The organism is Streptomyces sp. HUAS MG56, assembly GCF_058673395.1.
On sequence record NZ_CM178722.1, the window covers coordinates 8,555,266 to 8,569,578 of the forward strand.

Sequence of the window (14,313 nt, forward strand, 5' to 3'; positions counted from 1 at the left end):
GAGAGAGGAAGGGGGTGGCCGGAAGACGCCGGGGCCGCGCGCAGCACCGCCATGGGCCGCTGCCGGACGAAGCGGTCACTTCGTCAGGACGATCAGTACACCGGCACCGAGGAAGACCATCCCGCCCAGCAGCAGGGACACCGCCGTCCCCATCATGTGCCGCCACATGCGCACCCGTGCCGTCTGGGGGTGCCGACCTTCGTACACCACCGGAACCTCACGCCCGGTCTCCAGGCCCATCCCGGTCCCCCGCATCCGGGGCGAGAACTCCACGCGGTGTCCCTGCTGGTCATGGAAGGCGATGACCGGCACCCAGATGTGCCCGTCGTCCTCGGCGACCCGCGTGTTGTCGACCACGACGCCTCGCGCGCGAATGCCGTCCCGCCGCAGCCGCCGCACCACAGCCGCCTCCCGCCACGCGACGGCGAAGAGCAGCACGGCTGCCAAAGCACACAGCACCGCGCCCGTAGTTCCGTTCGACATCGACCGCTCTTCCCGTTCCGTCCGGCACGCCGAGTTCCTCGCAGTCGAGGAGACGCGGCACCCGGAAAGGCGGTTGCAGCACCGGATGGCCCGACTCCTGGAACGCCGGGGTCGGGCGACGGGAGATCTCGCCGGCCGGCCGGATGCCGGCTTCAGCAGGGAACGTTCGGCCCGGTGAACCTTCCGCCCCCGGCCCGCGTCTTCCCGCGCGACCGCCACCACACGCCCAGGAGAACAGACGTGGCCGACAAGGACGTTGAGCAGACCGACAGGCGAGGTTACGGCCCGGGGCCCTGGTGGGCGGGCCTCGGGACGTGGGGGGCTGTCGCACTGATCGTCTTCGGGGGGCTCGCCGCAGCGTGGGCCTTTTTCCGGCTGCCCGGCACCCCGGAGGAGTCGGCGTCCGGCTACTACCAGGCCGCCAGGGTCATCGCCATCGGCCTCGTGATCGCCGGAGGCACCTTGCTCAGCCGCCGTCGCGCCCGGACCGCAGCCACCGAGGAGACGAACGGGCCGGAACGCTCCTGATGCCGCCGGCCGTGCTCGTTCCGGCTTGAGCAACCCTCGCGCGCGCCGCTCGGTCTTGCCGGATGCCGGGGTCGGGGCAGTGCCCTTGCCGGGCGCCGGTTCGGGGGTGGAAGACGATGTGCCGAGTGCGCGAGTGAGGGTGGAGATGACGAATCCGAACACCGTGGTGACGTGGGTCGACGCACGCGAGAGGCTGCCTCGGGACGGTACACCGGTGGCAGCGGCGATCACGGGCCGGTATCCAGCTGACATCGCCGCTGAGTCCGCGGCCGATACGGCGTTGGGTGAGGAATTCTGGCTGGTGAGGCCGATGGTCTTCACGACTGTGCACTGGAGTGAGGACGGGGCGGAGCACAGGGACTGCTTCGTCGATTCCGACGGGGTTGTCCGTTTGCCTTTCGGCCTTGCCAGTGATGAGACCGTGACTCACTGGGCTGAGCTGCCCACCCTGCCAGGCGGCATGACGCACCTGGTTCTTGGGGAAGGCGTGCGGTCAGCTCTCCAGAACGCGTGGGGCGCTCGCCCCGTCACCTGACGCACAGCGGACACCCTGAGCGAGCGCGTGGCTCTCCCGATGGGCCCGGGCCGTGGCCATCAGGACGTCCAACGCGGTCCGGGTCCGCACGAGTTCGTCGATGTGCTCGGAGAGCCGGTCGCGCTCCTGTGCCATCCGCTCAAGAGCGGCGTCGTAGTTGCCCTCGCTGGGCGTGTCGACGCAGGGCAGCAGCTCGGAAATCGTACGACTGGACAGACCCGCCGCGTACAGGCGCTGGATGAATCGCACCCGCTCCACCTCGGCCTCCGTGTAATGCCGCTGGCCACTGGCGCTACGGCTGCTGGTCAGCAGCCCCTGCTCCTCGTAGTAGCGCAGCGACCGGACGCTGACGTCGGTACGCGCCGCGAGCTCGCCGATCCGCACGACTGCCTCCCTTGGTGAACCACGCCACAGCGCTTGCCTCTGACATCCATGTCAGGTTTTAGCGTAGCGCTGTGCCCGGCATCCGGGCACGCGATACAGACGGAGGAGCCCGACGTGACGAGGTTGTTCAGCAGCTACCGACTCGGCGACCTGACCCTGCCCAACCGGATGGTGATGGCCCCGATGACCCGCGTCAGGGCCGCGTCCGGCGGCCTCGCCACACCGTCCATGGCGGCGTACTACGCGCAGCGCGCGACAGCCGGACTGATCGTGTCCGAGGGTGTGCAGCCCAGCCTCATCGGGCAGTCCAACCCGGGCACGCCCGGACTGCACACCGAGGAGCAGGCCGCCTCGTGGCGTGCCGTGACCGACGCCGTACACATCAACGGCGGACGGATCTTCGCCCAGCTCATGCACGGCGGCCGGGTCTCGCACCCCGACACGACCGGCCACCAGCCCGTCGGCCCCTCGGCGATCGCCGCGGTGGGCGACGTCTTCACCCCGACCGGCCCGCAGCCCGCACCCACACCCCGCGCACTGGACACCGCCGAGGTGCCCGAGCACGCCCACGCGTACGCCGAGGCGGCCCGCCGCGCGATCGACGCGGGCTTCGACGGAGTCGAACTCCACGGTGCCAACGGCTACTTGATCTCCCAGTTCCTCTCCTCCAACGCCAACCGGCGCACGGACCGCTACGGCGGCACGGTCGCGGGCCGGATCCGGTTCGCCGTAGAGGCCGTGGCCGCGACGGTGGACGCGATCGGCGCGGCCAGGACGGGCATCCGCCTCTCCCCGGGGGGCGGCTTCTGGGGCGTCGAGGAGACCGACGCGCTCACCCTCAACACCGCGCTGCTGACGGAACTGGCCCGGCTCCAACTCGCCTACGTCCACCTGGAGATGACCACGGACGAGGAGGTGCTCATCGGCCTGCGCCGCGCCTGGCCCGGCACCCTGATCGTCAATCCGGTCCTCCCGATGGGCCCCAAGCAGACCGGCCGCGCGGAAGCCGACCACTGGCTGGGCCTCGGCGCGGACCTGATCAGCTTCGGCCGCGGCTTCCTCGCCAACCCCGACCTCGTCGAACGCCTCCGCACCGGCCTGCCGATCGCCCCCGTCGACGAAGCCACGTACTACCAGGGCGGCGACACCGGTTACCTCACCTATCCGGCCTACCAGCACACGGCCTGACGCCCATGCGGGCGGGTCGACACAGACGGCCCGGCCGGCCACGCGCCCCCACTGCGGCCGCATGGCGCACGTCAGCGGAAGCCGGATGGAGTACGCGGCCGCGTGGCGCTGACCGGGTGAAACAGGGCCACGCGGCAGCGTCGACCGCGGAACCCGTCGGGAGACGGAACCGGTTCAGCCCTCGCCGGTTCCGTCCCGCTCGGTACGTCGGTTGGCGTCGATCTCGGCCATGTGCTCCTCGGTCCAGGAGCGGAGCGCGGCGAGCGGCACCTCCAGAGACAGCCCCAGTGGGGTGATCCGGTAGTGCACGCGCGGCGGGACGGTCGGCTCGACACGGCGGGAGACCAGGCCGTCGTGAGTAAGGCTCCTCAGGGTGGCCGACAGCATCTTCTGCGACACGCCGGGCATCCTGCGCTGCAACTCGGCGAACCGCACCTCCTGCGGAGCGGCCTCGGACAGCACCTTGATCGCCATGGACGTCCACTTCGTACCGACCCTGTCGAGCAGCCGACGCGTCGGGCAGTCCGGATCGAAGAGGTCCCCGCGCGCGGCGGCGGGGCCCGTGGCTGGGGTGGTCACCCGGAGCTCACCATCTTTCGGGAAAGTGCCGTCTTGGTACGTCGAGCCTAGTCACCTACTTTCATCTTGTAACCAATAGTTACTGCCATGGGAGCAGATGTGACGCCTCACACCCCCTCGCCCGCCAGCCGTACCACCGGTCCAGACCTCGATCCGGACGTGGAGATACGGACCGTCACGGCGGGCGGCATGACCCGTGAGGTGGCCCTCGCCGGCGAAGGCCCCGCCCTCCTGCTGCTGCACGGTTTCCCGCACACCTGGGAAGTGTGGCGGGCGGTCGTCGGCCCGCTGGCCCGGCACCACCGGGTGATCGCGCCGGACATGCGGTGGCTGCGCACCGACAAGGCTGCGTCCGGCACGGAGGCCACGGCTGAGGGCTACGACGCCGCGACGCTCGCGCGGGACGCCGAATGCCTGCTGGAGGCGCTCGGCGTGACGGACGTAGCGGTGGCCGGCATCGACGCGGGAGGCCCTCCCGCCTTCCTGCTCGCCCTGCGGCGTCCCGGCCTCGTCCGGCGCCTGGTGCTGATGGAGGCGCTGCTCGGCGGCCTGCCGAGCAGTGGGCAGACCACGGCGGGCGGACCCCGATGGTGGTTCGGATTCCATTCCGAGCCCGGTCTCGCGGAATCCGTGCTGACCGGCCACGAGGACCGTTACATCGGCTGGTTCCTCGACAACGGCACGCTCGGTCGCGGCGTACCCGGCGCGCTCCGTGAGGCGTTCATCGCCGCCTACACCGGCGAGGACGCCTTGCGCCGCGCCTTCTCCTACTACCGCGCCCTGCCGGGCAGCGCCCGGCAGATCAGGGATGCCACCATGACGGCCCGGCTCACGATGCCCACCATGGCCATCGGGGCACACCCTGTCGGTGCCGCGCTCGAACAGCAGTTGCGCCCGATCGCCGACGACCTGACCGGCCATGTCATCGAGGACTGCGGTCACATCATCCCGCTGGATCGCCCCGAGGCCCTGCTCGCACTGATCCAGCCGTTCCTGGACGCCGACGTCGCCGTGTGACGGCGGCGGCCCCACGCACCGCGGCGGTGTCAGCGGGCCGGGGGGCCTCGACGCCGGGGACAGGATCCTCGGTGAGCGTGTCACCGGCCGGGCTCCGCAGCAGGACCAGTGCATCGGCGCTGGGAGTGCCCGGCTGTGGGGAGCAGACGGGCGGATGTGCGCCCCCGCCGCCTCCACGATCGTGCCGGTGGCGCGTTCCGGCAAGCCGGCCGGGTCCTCACCTCATTCCGATCATTCCGGGCGGGATGCGAGTCCGAGTGCGTCCCGCAGCGCAGGCGGTGGGCAGCGGAGTTGCTCTGCGCCGCTTCGTCGCCGTCCAACTCGTGATGATCGCCGCCGGCATGACGCTGGAAGAGGCCGCCGGCTTTCTCGGGATCCCGGACCTCTGGCACCGGGCGAGCCGGAGAGCCGCAAACTCCCTGCCCTCGGCCGCTCCCGGAGAGACCACCGCAGCCAACTGGAGCCGGGCCTCCTGGCAGTAGCCCGTCACATGTCCCGACTTCAGGAGCTCGTCGCCCCACACTCGGCAAGAAGAGCGGGACCCGGTGCCGTCCAGCACGCCGATGCCCTCGCAGAGGCGTTGAACTCACTGAAATCGAACCCGTGGAGGCCGCCGGGGTCGGTGTCAGTGGACCGGTTCGAGATGGTCTGCGTCAGGGCGCCCGGCGCTCAGGTGGGCGGTGAGGAAGCGGGCGGCGCGGTCGAGTGCGGCGTCCGCCTCGTCGAGGCGGCCGTAGTGGTGTTGGAAGACGTGGGGGAGACCGGGGCCGACTTCGAGCGTGACCTCGACTCCGTCGGCGCCCGCGCGGCCGGCCAGCCGGACCGCGTCGTCGAGGAGCACCTCGTTCGCCCCGACCTGCACGAGGAGTGGGGGCAGTCCGGTGAGGTAGGCGAACACCGGACTGGCCAGAGGGTGCGCCCTGTCGCCTGCGCCGACGTAGAGATCGGCGTAGGCGCGCACGTCGGCCTCGGTGAAAATGGGGTCGGCGCTCTCCTTGGAACGGATGCTTCCTCCAGCGAGGGTGAGGTCGGCCCAGGGGGAGAAGACGACCACGGCGGCTGGTTGCGGCAGCCCGGCCTCCCGGGCGGCGAGCAGTGTGGCGATGCTCAATCCGCCACCGGCGGAGTCACCGGCCATGACGAGGTCCTGTGGGTCGGTGCCCGACGCCAGCAGTTCCCGGTAGGCCGCGAGCCCGTCGTCGACAGCCGCGGGGAAAGGGTGCTCGGGCGCCAGCCGGTAGTCCACCGACGTCGCGCGCAGCCCGGCGCGGCGGGCCAGTTCACCGACCAGCCCTGCGTGGGTGTCCGGTGAGCCGATGACGTAGCCGCCGCCGTGCAGGTAGAGCAGTCGGCCGCGGCCGGAGGCTTCGGCCGGCTCCAGCTCCAGGGCCGGCCGCCCGCCCAGGACGGTCCTGCGGGTGATCACGCCCTCCGGCGCGGGGCGGGTGACAGCCGCGGCGAAACCGCTGCGCTGCTCCTCGGGAGTGGGCCGCGTCTCGCTGCGAGGGGCGGAGCGGAGTATGGCGTCCAGGGCGTCGCGCTGCTGTCGGGACATGCGGGGCCTCCATGGGTCGGGGTGCGAGGATGGATTCCTGGGAATCCACCTGCCTGACCCCAACCGGATTACAGGGAAGATGCTTCCCGGGAATCTATTGGAGCGAATGTGAGCTACGTCACCCCGATCTTCTCCGATCTGGTCCGCGTCGAGACCCGGCTCTACAACGCGGTGAGCGCCCGATTGCGCGCCGAACTAGGGCTGGGGCTGGGACAGTTCGAGCTTTTGGAGATCATCGACCGCGTGCCGGGGTGCCGCGTGCTCGACATCGTCGGCGAACTGGCGATCACCGTGGGGGCCGTCAGCAAGGCGGTCGACCGGCTGGTCGCTGCGGGCTGGTGCCTGCGGGTCGCGCACCCCCAGGACCGTCGCTCGTCCGTCCTCCGCCTCACATCCGCGGGTGAGAAGCAGTTGTCCGCTTCCCGCCCCGTTGTCGAAAGCGAGCTCAACTCACTGACCGCGGCGGTTCCTCCCGACGACCTGGCCCGCATCGCCTCGACCCTGGCCACCCTTCGCGCAACCCTTGAGACGGGCCCCGACCCCCGGAGTTGAGTGACAGCAGGTGTGCCGACGGCCAGCCGGCCGTCGGCAGTCCGGAACGCCTCGTACGGGGCCCGCGAGCCCCATCTGGAGCCGAGCCGGCCGGCCACTTGCCCGGCGGTGAACAGGACGCCGGTACGCGGGCGGTGGATATACGCGGCGAGCACACCGTTGGGTGAGGTGGCACCGGTGCACGCGGAGTCCCTACTCCGCCGCCGAGGGCACCACCGGCGGTCGGCAGGTCAGCGCACGGTGGTCGGGTGTATACAGCGGCTCCGGGGAGTACGGCCACACCGTGCCCGCCGGCACGACAGAGCGGGCCCTCGCCTTCCGGATCAGCCGTTGCCCCATCGAGGACCCGGGTCTGCCCGACCCACCGAGCGACAACGGGAAGGGCCGCCACCGTCCGGCTTGCCGCGGGCGCGAGCCCGTGAACCGGTCCTGGGCGGCCGGCCCCCGCCGCCCGAGCGCCGGCAGCGTCGGGCCCATGCCCGCGCCACGCCGCCCCGTCGCCGACCGCAGTGAACGGATGGCAGTACGGCGTACGGCGCGACGTCACGGATATCAGCCGAATACGATGGAACTGCGTGTCCGCTTCTGCGGCAAATGGGAGGCTATGCCATGGACGGAATTGCCGACATGGGAGGCACCCAGGGCTGGGGACACGTTCATCCACCGGACCGCGAGGAGCGCGTCTTCGCGGAGGACTGGCAGCGCAAGGCATTCGCGCTGGCGATTCTCTCCAGCCGCGTTGCCTGCGGCGGCGTCAACACGGATGCCTTCCGGCACGCGTTGGAGCGCCTGGACCGCGCCGCCTACCTGGACGACGGTTACTTCGGGCGATGGCTCAACGCCGGAGAACTGATGCTCACCGAACACTCCGTCCTGGCGCCCGGTGCGGTCGAGGCCCGCGCCCGCAACCTGCACGGCGAACACGTGGAGGAGCCACCGGTCCCCATACCTGCCCTGCCCCGGTACACACCCACCGCCGAGGGCTCACTGCGGTCCGTGGAGACCTCACCGGCCTTCGGCGTAGGCGAGCGTGTACGTGCCAGGGACATGTCCGTGCCCGGGCACACTCGACTGCCGCGCTACGTCCGGGGACACAGCGGCGTCGTCGAGATCATCCAGCCCGCCCATGTGCTGCCGGACACCAACGCACACTTCATGGGCGAGAACCCCCAACACGTCTACTCGGTGCGGTTCGACTCACGCGAACTATGGGGCTCCGACGCCGAACCCTTCACCGTCATCGTGGACATGTACGAGAGCTATCTGGAGACGACCGCATGACCCCCACCGGCGGCTCCGACGAGAGCCCTTCCGTGGCGCTGCGCACCGAGGCGCTCGAACAACTGCTCACCGAGCGCGGCCTGATCGACCCGAAGGCCATGGACGCGATCATCACCCGCTACGAGACGAGCGTGGGTCCACTCAACGGTGCCAAGGTCGTCGCCAGGGCGTGGACGGACCCCGACTACCGGCGGCGTCTGCTCGAAGACGGCACCGCCGCCATCAAGGAACTCGGTTTCTCGGGACAGCAGGGCGAGCACATCGTCGTGGTCGAGAACACCCCGACCACCCACAACGTCGTGGTGTGCACGCTGTGCTCGTGCTACCCGTGGCCGGTCCTCGGCCTGCCGCCGAGCTGGTACAAGGACCCCGCCTACCGCGCACGCGTAGTCAGGGAGCCGCGCACGGTGCTGGCCGAGATGGGACTCACGCTCGACGACGATGTGCAGATCATCGTCCGGGACTCCACCAGCGAGGTGCGCTGGCTCGTACTGCCCGAGCGCCCGCCCGGCACCGAGCGCCTCACGGAAGAAGAACTCGTGCCGCTGATCACCAGGGATGCGATGGTCGGCGTAGCCAAGGTGGCGACACCGTGAGCGCGCCGTTGGACATCGAGGGCCCGGCAGCACCTCCCCGCTCCAACGGCGAGCTGGTGTTCGCCGAGCCGTGGGAAAGCCGAGCCTTCGGCATGGCCGTCACCCTGTACGAGGCGGGCGTCGTCAGCTGGCCGGAATTCCAGACCGCGCTGATCGCCCGGATCGCCGCCTGGACGGCCTCACGGGAGCACGACGAGCCCTACCCCTACTACCGACTATGGCTGGGCGCCCTGGAGGACGTACTCGCCGGCCTCAGCGCCGTGTCCACGGACGAGGTCATCGCACGTGCCCAAACCCTGGCACAACGCTCCCCGGGTCACGACCACCGTGACCACGCGCGCTGACTCCGGCCCCTTCCGGGCAGACTTCCCGGCCGGCGAGTCGATCATCCGGGAGCTTTCGGGACGGGTGAACGCAAAGGCGCCGCTCGGGGTCACCGAAGTCGCCACCCGCGCGCGAGTGGCCGGCGGCCCGGCACAAGGCCGAGTGGCATGGGAGGCGACGGCGGGCCAGGATTGGCGGCAACCGGAGGTCGCCGTCGGCGTCACCGGGGGGGAGGATCAGAGCGACAAGGGGTTGCCGTCACAGTGATCGACACGGACGAGCTAGCCAAGCGGAACGCCGGATTCGCCGACGGCGGATCATTCGCCGGCCTCAAGCTCATGCCCAGTGGCAGCCTGACGGTCATCGGCTGCGTCGACCCACGTGTCGACCCCTCCGACGTGCTCGGGCTCAAGCTCGGCGAGGCGGCGGTGATCCGCAACGTCGGAGGTCGGGTCACGCCCGCGACACTCCGGACGCTGGAGATGCTCTCGAAGGTCGTGCAGGCCCGCACGGCCGGCCCTCGCCCGGGCGACGTCCACTATGCGGTCCTGCACCACACCGACTGCGGGATCACCGACCTGGCCGCGTTCCCCGAGCTGCTGGCCGATTACTTCGACGTTCCGGCCGGGGACCTGGACGCCCGGGCGGTCACCGACCCTGTCACCGCCGTCCGCGTCGACGTCGGCATCCTCAAGCAGGAGCTTCGGGCCGGAGCCATCGTCTCAGGGCTCGTGTACGACGTGGCCACCGGGCTCATCGAGATCGTCGTCCCGCCCGCGCGGGTGGAAGCATGACCCCGCACGGCGCCCGCGGCCGGTCCGGCCGGCACGACCGCTGTGGGCCTGCGGCTTGTACCGGGATCTGCTTCCCTGGCCGGTCGTATCGGCGGGGAGGCGCTTTCTAGCATGTGCGACGATCACGGGCACTCGGCGGCCGAGGCGGCGTGGTCGGCGCCTCGCGTCGCGGAGGGACCGGCTGTCGACCCGGTGACACTGCCCGAGGTCGACGAGGTCAGGGTCACGACGATGGTCGACAACACCTTCGACGCCCTGCTGGCCCCTGCCGAAGGCGTCGCCAGGGCGTCGGTGGACGCCGGGCGGACCGCCGCGCGGCAGTTCGCCGGCGGCGAGGCCCTCGCGGGGCTGCGTGCCGAGCACGGCTTCTCCGCCCTGGTCACCGTCCACAGCGGGAACGCGAGCTGCACGCTGCTGTTCGATACCGGCGCGTCGCCGGACGGGCTGGCGGTGAACGCCGAGCGTCCTGTCCGGTCGCCGTGGTCTGCCCGGCGCGCTGGAGTGGGGCTTTGCGAGTAGCGTGGCTGATACGACGCGCTCATCGGCCGCTTCCGCTGTCGGCCTCTCCGTCACCTTTTGCGTCCGCTGCCGGCCGTGGCGTGACATTCCCCTTGCGGCCCGTGCGCCGAATTCTGATGAAGCGAAAATTCCGGACAAGTGTTGGAGGGCGATCATGGCCTTCGCCACTGCCGAGGACGGCACGCAGATCTATTTCAAGGACTGGGGATCGGGTCAGCCGGTGGTCTTCTCCCACGGCTGGCCGCTGACCGCGGACGCATGGGATCCGCAGCTGATGCTGATGGCGGACAACGGCTTCCGGGCCGTGGCCCACGACCGGCGCGGAGGCGGCCGCTCGGGCCAGCCCTGGAAGGGGAACGACCTCGACACGTACGCCGAGGATCTCGCCTCCGTCATCGAGGCCCTCGACCTCCGCAACATGATCCTGGTCGGTCACTCGACCGGTGGCGGAGAGGTCACGCGCTACATCGGTCGGCACGGCACGGGCCGTGTCGCCAAGGCGGTCCTGCTGGGTGCGATCCCCCCGTTGATGCTCAAGACGGATGCGAATCCGGAGGGGCTGCCGATCGAGGTCTTCGACGAGATCAGGAAAGGCGTGCTGACGGACCGTTCCCAGTTCTACAAGGACCTCAGTGCCCCCTTCTACGGCGCCAACCGCGAAGGAACGACCGTCTCCCAGGGAACCCGCGACGAGTTCTGGCTCTGGAGCATGACGGTCGGCATCAAGGCCGCCTACGACTGCGTCAAGGCGTTCTCGGAGACCGACCTCACCGAGGACCTGAAGACGTTCGACATTCCCACGTTGATCATTCACGGCGACGACGACCAGATCGTGCCCATCGTGGCCTCCGCGCAGAAATCGTCACAGCTCGTCAAGGACGTGACCTTCACGGTCTACTCGGGTGCGCCGCACGGTCTGTCGATGGTCCCCGAGTTCGCCGAACGGTTCAATGCCGACCTCCTCGCATTCGCCCGCGGCTGACCGGCGTGGTTCGGGCGCTCCGATGACAGCCAGGCTGCCGGTGAGAATGCCGGTATCAGCATCGCTCTTGTCCGCAGAGCCCGACCGGGCAGCGATGCGGCAACTGCGACACGGGCGCCGGTCGCACAACCGGGCCCGCCTGCTGACCGCGAGCTTCCTGACCACTGCGAGCGGGTACGCGACCCACGGGCTGGAACCAGCTCGAACCGTCCGGTGACAACTGCATCCTCCACTCCTCCTCGTCGATCCTGCTCGTCACTCCTGTGGCCGGCACGCCGGAAGCGGTCGTGGCGACCATGGTCGACAGACAGTGCGGTGAGACCGAGTCCGGCGTCCAGACGCCGTTGCCTCAGCTCCTCGCCGAAGTCGGTGGAGCGGCCAGCAGGGTTGCGCACGGTGCCCGGGCCCGGGACCGGTCCGGATCTTGGGTTGGCAGTCGGTGAGAATGACGTGAGTTGCTGGCTGTGCACGGTGCGGCGTCCACGAGCCCTGGCGCCCGAGGAAGGCGACCGCGGCCCCTCCGACCGCGTGGTCCCCGGCACGGTACGGACCGGACGCCCGGGTGGGCAGGCCCGCCTCCTCGCCCTGGTAACCGGTGCCGTCCGACCCGCGTACGACGGCAGGACCCAGCAGACCACCTGTCCGTTTTAGCGAGAGATCGCCGGATTGTGAAACGTAAGTAAATTTATGAACTTGCCCTGAGAGTTGAAGGGTTACTCTGTCGGCCACAGGAGCCGGGGGCGGTCACGCGTCCCGGTGGCGCGGTTCGACTTACGCGCGCCATGCATGCCTCTATATGCTGCTGAACAGGACTGGCGCTCAGGGAATGACAGATAAGACGTCGTCGAACGCCGAGCGGGTCCTCAGAATAGGCCGCGCACCCGACAATGACCTCGTCGTACCGGACCCCATGGTCTCCAAGTACCATGCGGTGCTGCGGCAGACGGGCGAGGGCGAGCCTGAAATCGCGGATCTCGACAGTTCCAACGGCACGTATGTCAATGGCCATCAGGTTGCCCGGCACGTGCTCGGCCCGAGTGACACCGTGGTGATCGGCCATTCCAGACTTCATCTGACTGACGGTCGGCTGGTCTGCCCCGACGGAGGCACAAGTTCTTTCACCGCCCGGGACCTGACGGTCCGGGTGCGTCAGCGTGGTGAGGCGAAGACCCTGCTCAGTCAGGTCAGCCTCGACCTTCCTGAGAAGTCCCTGGTGGGCATCGTGGGGCCCTCCGGCTGCGGTAAGTCCACCCTCCTGCGGGCGCTGACGGGCTACCAGCCCGCCGACGAGGGCGAGGTGCTCTACGACGGCCTCAACCTCTACACGCACTTCGCGGAACTCCGCCAGCGCGTGGCTCTTGTCCCGCAGGACGATGTCCTCCACCCGCAGCTGACCGTGCGCAAAGCACTGAACTACGGAGCCAAGCTGCGTTTCCCGCGCGACACCGATGCCGCGGCCCGGAAAGAGCGCGTGAAGGAGGTACTTGAGGAACTGGGACTCTCGGACCGCATGGACACTCGGATCACCGCGCTCTCCGGCGGGCAGCGCAAACGTGTCTCGGTCGCTATGGAACTGCTCACCAAACCCGCTCTGCTGCTGCTCGACGAACCGACTTCCGGCCTCGACCCGGGGCTGGACCGGCAGGTCATGCACATGTTGCGCGGTCTCGCGGACGGTGGCCGCCGCGTCGCAGTGGTCACGCACAGCGTCGCCAACCTCCATCTGTGCGATCGCCTGTTGGTCCTCGCGCCGGGCGGCCGTACCGCGTATTTCGGCCCGTCGCACTACGCGTTGGAGTTCTTCGGCTACGACGACTGGGCGGATGTCTTCCAGGCCTTCGACCTTCATCCCGATCGGGACTGGGCGGCCCGCTACCGCGAATCGATCCACCACCACACCTACGCCGCGGTGATGGAGGAGTTGGCGGCCCGGAGTACCGACGCACCGGACGACGGAGCGCAGAACAAGAACCCTGATGCGGGGGATCCGGAGCAACAGGAGAAACTGAAGAAGCCGCGGAAACGACCGAAGGCGGGGAGCGGGTCACGGGAGTCCTCCGGTACCCCATCGGTTCGTCCGCCGAGCTGGCGCTCCCAGTTCACCACACTGATGCGCCGCAACTTCTCGGTCATCGCAGCGGACCGGGGCCATGCGGGTCTGCTGCTCGCCCTGCCCCTGATCATGGGGGTGCTCAGCGTGACAGTGCCCGCTCAGTACGGCTTCATGGCCGCCACACAGAGCTGCGTGAAGGCGGTGTCCTGTGTTCCGAACTACAACGTCGACGCCCAGCCCGTCCTGCTGGTGCTGGCAGTCGGCGCATGTCTGACCGGTACCGCGAACTCGGTGCGCGAGTTGGTCCAGGAGCGCGTGGTCTACCAGCGGGAGCGTGCCATAGGGCTGTCCCGGTCCGCCTACGTCCTGGCAAAGGTGATGGTCTTGGGGCTGATCACCGCGGTACAGGGATTGATGGTGGTCGCGATCGGACTGGCCGGCCGTCGACTGCCGACGGTGGGACTGGTGACCACACCGTCCGAGATCGAGCTGGTGCTGGTGGTGGTACTGCTCTCCACCACCTCGATGATGCTCGGCCTGATCATCTCCGCCCTGGTGCGCACCGCCGAGAAGACCATGCCCCTGCTGGTGCTCGCCACAGTCGTCCAGGTGATGTTCAGCGGCGCGGTCTTCCCGCTGTTCAACCAGATGGGCCTGAATCAGCTCTCCTGGCTCGCCCCGTCCCGCTGGGCGGTCGCCGCACAGGCGGCCACCATCGATCTGAGCCGGATCGGTCCGCCCACGGACGAGAAACACCCTCACTCCGCTGATCCGCTGTGGGTCCACACCGCCCACCAATGGTGGCTGGATTCGGGAGTGCTGGAGGGCTTGGGGCTGGTCGGCATCGTCGTGGTGCTGGTGCTCCTCCGACGCCATGAGCCGCTGGTCATGCGCCGAGGCTGACCGGTCGGCCCCGCGGAGAAGCCCAGTGATGAAGTCGTCC

17 protein-coding genes are annotated in these 14,313 nt (G+C 69.5%); 13 read left to right on the forward strand and 4 right to left on the reverse strand.

Translation table 11 applies throughout. The features are described 5' to 3' along the window. Positions 1–75: 75 nt before the first annotated feature. The gene (locus AC4OXY_RS39665) at positions 76–483 is read right to left on the reverse strand and encodes a DUF3592 domain-containing protein (protein WP_362819805.1); all 408 of its coding nucleotides are present in this window, start codon (positions 481–483) and stop codon (positions 76–78) included. Between the two features lie 240 nt (positions 484–723). Here AC4OXY_RS39665 and AC4OXY_RS39670 point away from each other — a divergent pair, with 240 nt between their 5' ends. Next, positions 724–1,011, forward strand: coding sequence for a hypothetical protein (locus AC4OXY_RS39670; RefSeq protein WP_491992139.1), 288 nt, complete (start codon positions 724–726; stop codon positions 1,009–1,011). 145 nt (positions 1,012–1,156) lie between these two features. After that, the gene (locus tag AC4OXY_RS39675; protein ID WP_491992140.1) at positions 1,157–1,546 is read left to right on the forward strand and encodes an AQJ64_40280 family protein; all 390 of its coding nucleotides are present in this window, start codon (positions 1,157–1,159) and stop codon (positions 1,544–1,546) included. Here the strand turns inward: AC4OXY_RS39675 and AC4OXY_RS39680 are convergent. Then, positions 1,505–1,930, reverse strand: coding sequence for a MerR family transcriptional regulator (locus AC4OXY_RS39680; protein WP_376290494.1), 426 nt, complete (start codon positions 1,928–1,930; stop codon positions 1,505–1,507). The genes AC4OXY_RS39675 and AC4OXY_RS39680 overlap by 42 nt on opposite strands. Positions 1,931–2,044: 114 nt before the next feature. Between AC4OXY_RS39680 and AC4OXY_RS39685 the strand changes: the two genes are divergently transcribed. After that, a complete protein-coding gene (locus AC4OXY_RS39685; RefSeq protein WP_491992141.1) occupies positions 2,045–3,118 on the forward strand; it encodes an alkene reductase in 1,074 nt (357 codons plus the stop codon). 174 nt (positions 3,119–3,292) lie between these two features. On the opposite strand, the gene AC4OXY_RS39690 is transcribed toward AC4OXY_RS39685, so the two are convergent. Beyond that, positions 3,293–3,697: a winged helix-turn-helix transcriptional regulator gene (locus AC4OXY_RS39690; RefSeq protein ID WP_491992142.1), complete on the reverse strand. Its 405-nt coding sequence runs from the start codon at positions 3,695–3,697 to the stop codon at positions 3,293–3,295. Between the two features lie 87 nt (positions 3,698–3,784). Here AC4OXY_RS39690 and AC4OXY_RS39695 point away from each other — a divergent pair, with 87 nt between their 5' ends. Beyond that, positions 3,785–4,714: an alpha/beta fold hydrolase gene (locus AC4OXY_RS39695; protein WP_376290498.1), complete on the forward strand. Its 930-nt coding sequence runs from the start codon at positions 3,785–3,787 to the stop codon at positions 4,712–4,714. A 245-nt stretch (positions 4,715–4,959) separates the two neighbouring features. Next, complete coding sequence (locus AC4OXY_RS39700; protein ID WP_491992143.1) at positions 4,960–5,196, forward strand: hypothetical protein; 237 nt, start codon at positions 4,960–4,962, stop codon at positions 5,194–5,196. 143 nt (positions 5,197–5,339) lie between these two features. Here the strand turns inward: AC4OXY_RS39700 and AC4OXY_RS39705 are convergent, their stop codons facing one another. Beyond that, positions 5,340–6,269 carry an alpha/beta hydrolase gene (locus AC4OXY_RS39705; protein ID WP_491992144.1) on the reverse strand — a complete coding sequence of 310 codons (930 nt, stop codon included), beginning with the start codon at positions 6,267–6,269 and terminating at the stop codon, positions 5,340–5,342. A 108-nt stretch (positions 6,270–6,377) separates the two neighbouring features. On the opposite strand from AC4OXY_RS39705, the gene AC4OXY_RS39710 reads away from it, so the two are divergent. The 8 genes from AC4OXY_RS39710 (at position 6,378) to AC4OXY_RS39745 (ending at position 14,273) form a co-directional block, all read left to right on the forward strand. Beyond that, entirely contained in the window at positions 6,378–6,821 is a 444-nt protein-coding gene (locus AC4OXY_RS39710) for a MarR family winged helix-turn-helix transcriptional regulator (RefSeq protein ID WP_362819795.1), read from the forward strand. 609 nt (positions 6,822–7,430) lie between these two features. Then, entirely contained in the window at positions 7,431–8,102 is a 672-nt protein-coding gene (gene nthB / locus AC4OXY_RS39715; protein WP_491992145.1) for a nitrile hydratase subunit beta, read from the forward strand. Next, positions 8,099–8,698: a nitrile hydratase subunit alpha gene (gene nthA / locus AC4OXY_RS39720; protein ID WP_491992146.1), complete on the forward strand. Its 600-nt coding sequence runs from the start codon at positions 8,099–8,101 to the stop codon at positions 8,696–8,698. Before nthB ends, nthA begins: the two co-directional genes overlap by 4 nt. Then, entirely contained in the window at positions 8,695–9,042 is a 348-nt protein-coding gene (locus AC4OXY_RS39725) for a nitrile hydratase accessory protein (protein ID WP_491992147.1), read from the forward strand. Before nthA ends, AC4OXY_RS39725 begins: the two co-directional genes overlap by 4 nt. Positions 9,043–9,285: 243 nt before the next feature. Further along, positions 9,286–9,816 (forward strand): carbonic anhydrase, encoded by a 531-nt coding sequence (locus AC4OXY_RS39730; RefSeq protein ID WP_491992148.1) that lies wholly within the window; start codon positions 9,286–9,288, stop codon positions 9,814–9,816. 111 nt (positions 9,817–9,927) lie between these two features. Next, positions 9,928–10,335, forward strand: a complete 408-nt coding sequence (locus tag AC4OXY_RS39735) for a hypothetical protein (RefSeq protein ID WP_356025685.1) — start codon at positions 9,928–9,930, stop codon at positions 10,333–10,335. Positions 10,336–10,489: 154 nt separating this feature from the next. After that, positions 10,490–11,317 (forward strand): alpha/beta fold hydrolase, encoded by an 828-nt coding sequence (locus AC4OXY_RS39740; protein ID WP_491994713.1) that lies wholly within the window; start codon positions 10,490–10,492, stop codon positions 11,315–11,317. A gap of 796 nt (positions 11,318–12,113) precedes the next feature. Then, positions 12,114–14,273, forward strand: coding sequence for an ATP-binding cassette domain-containing protein (locus AC4OXY_RS39745; RefSeq protein ID WP_491992149.1), 2,160 nt, complete (start codon positions 12,114–12,116; stop codon positions 14,271–14,273). Positions 14,274–14,313: the final 40 nt, after the last annotated feature.

What these genes read in the sequence shown, in the direction of transcription:
- AC4OXY_RS39745 (WP_491992149.1), top strand. Translation starts at nt 12,114, where the DNA reads ATGCTGCTGAACAGGACTGGCGCTCAGGGAATGACAGATAAGACGTCG.
- nthB (WP_491992145.1), top strand. Translation starts at nt 7,431, where the DNA reads ATGGACGGAATTGCCGACATGGGAGGCACCCAGGGCTGGGGACACGTT.
- AC4OXY_RS39705 (WP_491992144.1), bottom strand. Translation starts at nt 6,269, where the DNA reads ATGTCCCGACAGCAGCGCGACGCCCTGGACGCCATACTCCGCTCCGCC.
- nthA (WP_491992146.1), top strand. Translation starts at nt 8,099, where the DNA reads ATGACCCCCACCGGCGGCTCCGACGAGAGCCCTTCCGTGGCGCTGCGC.
- AC4OXY_RS39695 (WP_376290498.1), top strand. Translation starts at nt 3,785, where the DNA reads ATGGGAGCAGATGTGACGCCTCACACCCCCTCGCCCGCCAGCCGTACC.
- AC4OXY_RS39665 (WP_362819805.1), bottom strand. Translation starts at nt 483, where the DNA reads ATGTCGAACGGAACTACGGGCGCGGTGCTGTGTGCTTTGGCAGCCGTG.
- AC4OXY_RS39740 (WP_491994713.1), top strand. Translation starts at nt 10,490, where the DNA reads ATGGCCTTCGCCACTGCCGAGGACGGCACGCAGATCTATTTCAAGGAC.
- AC4OXY_RS39700 (WP_491992143.1), top strand. Translation starts at nt 4,960, where the DNA reads ATGCGAGTCCGAGTGCGTCCCGCAGCGCAGGCGGTGGGCAGCGGAGTT.
- AC4OXY_RS39735 (WP_356025685.1), top strand. Translation starts at nt 9,928, where the DNA reads ATGTGCGACGATCACGGGCACTCGGCGGCCGAGGCGGCGTGGTCGGCG.
- AC4OXY_RS39675 (WP_491992140.1), top strand. Translation starts at nt 1,157, where the DNA reads ATGACGAATCCGAACACCGTGGTGACGTGGGTCGACGCACGCGAGAGG.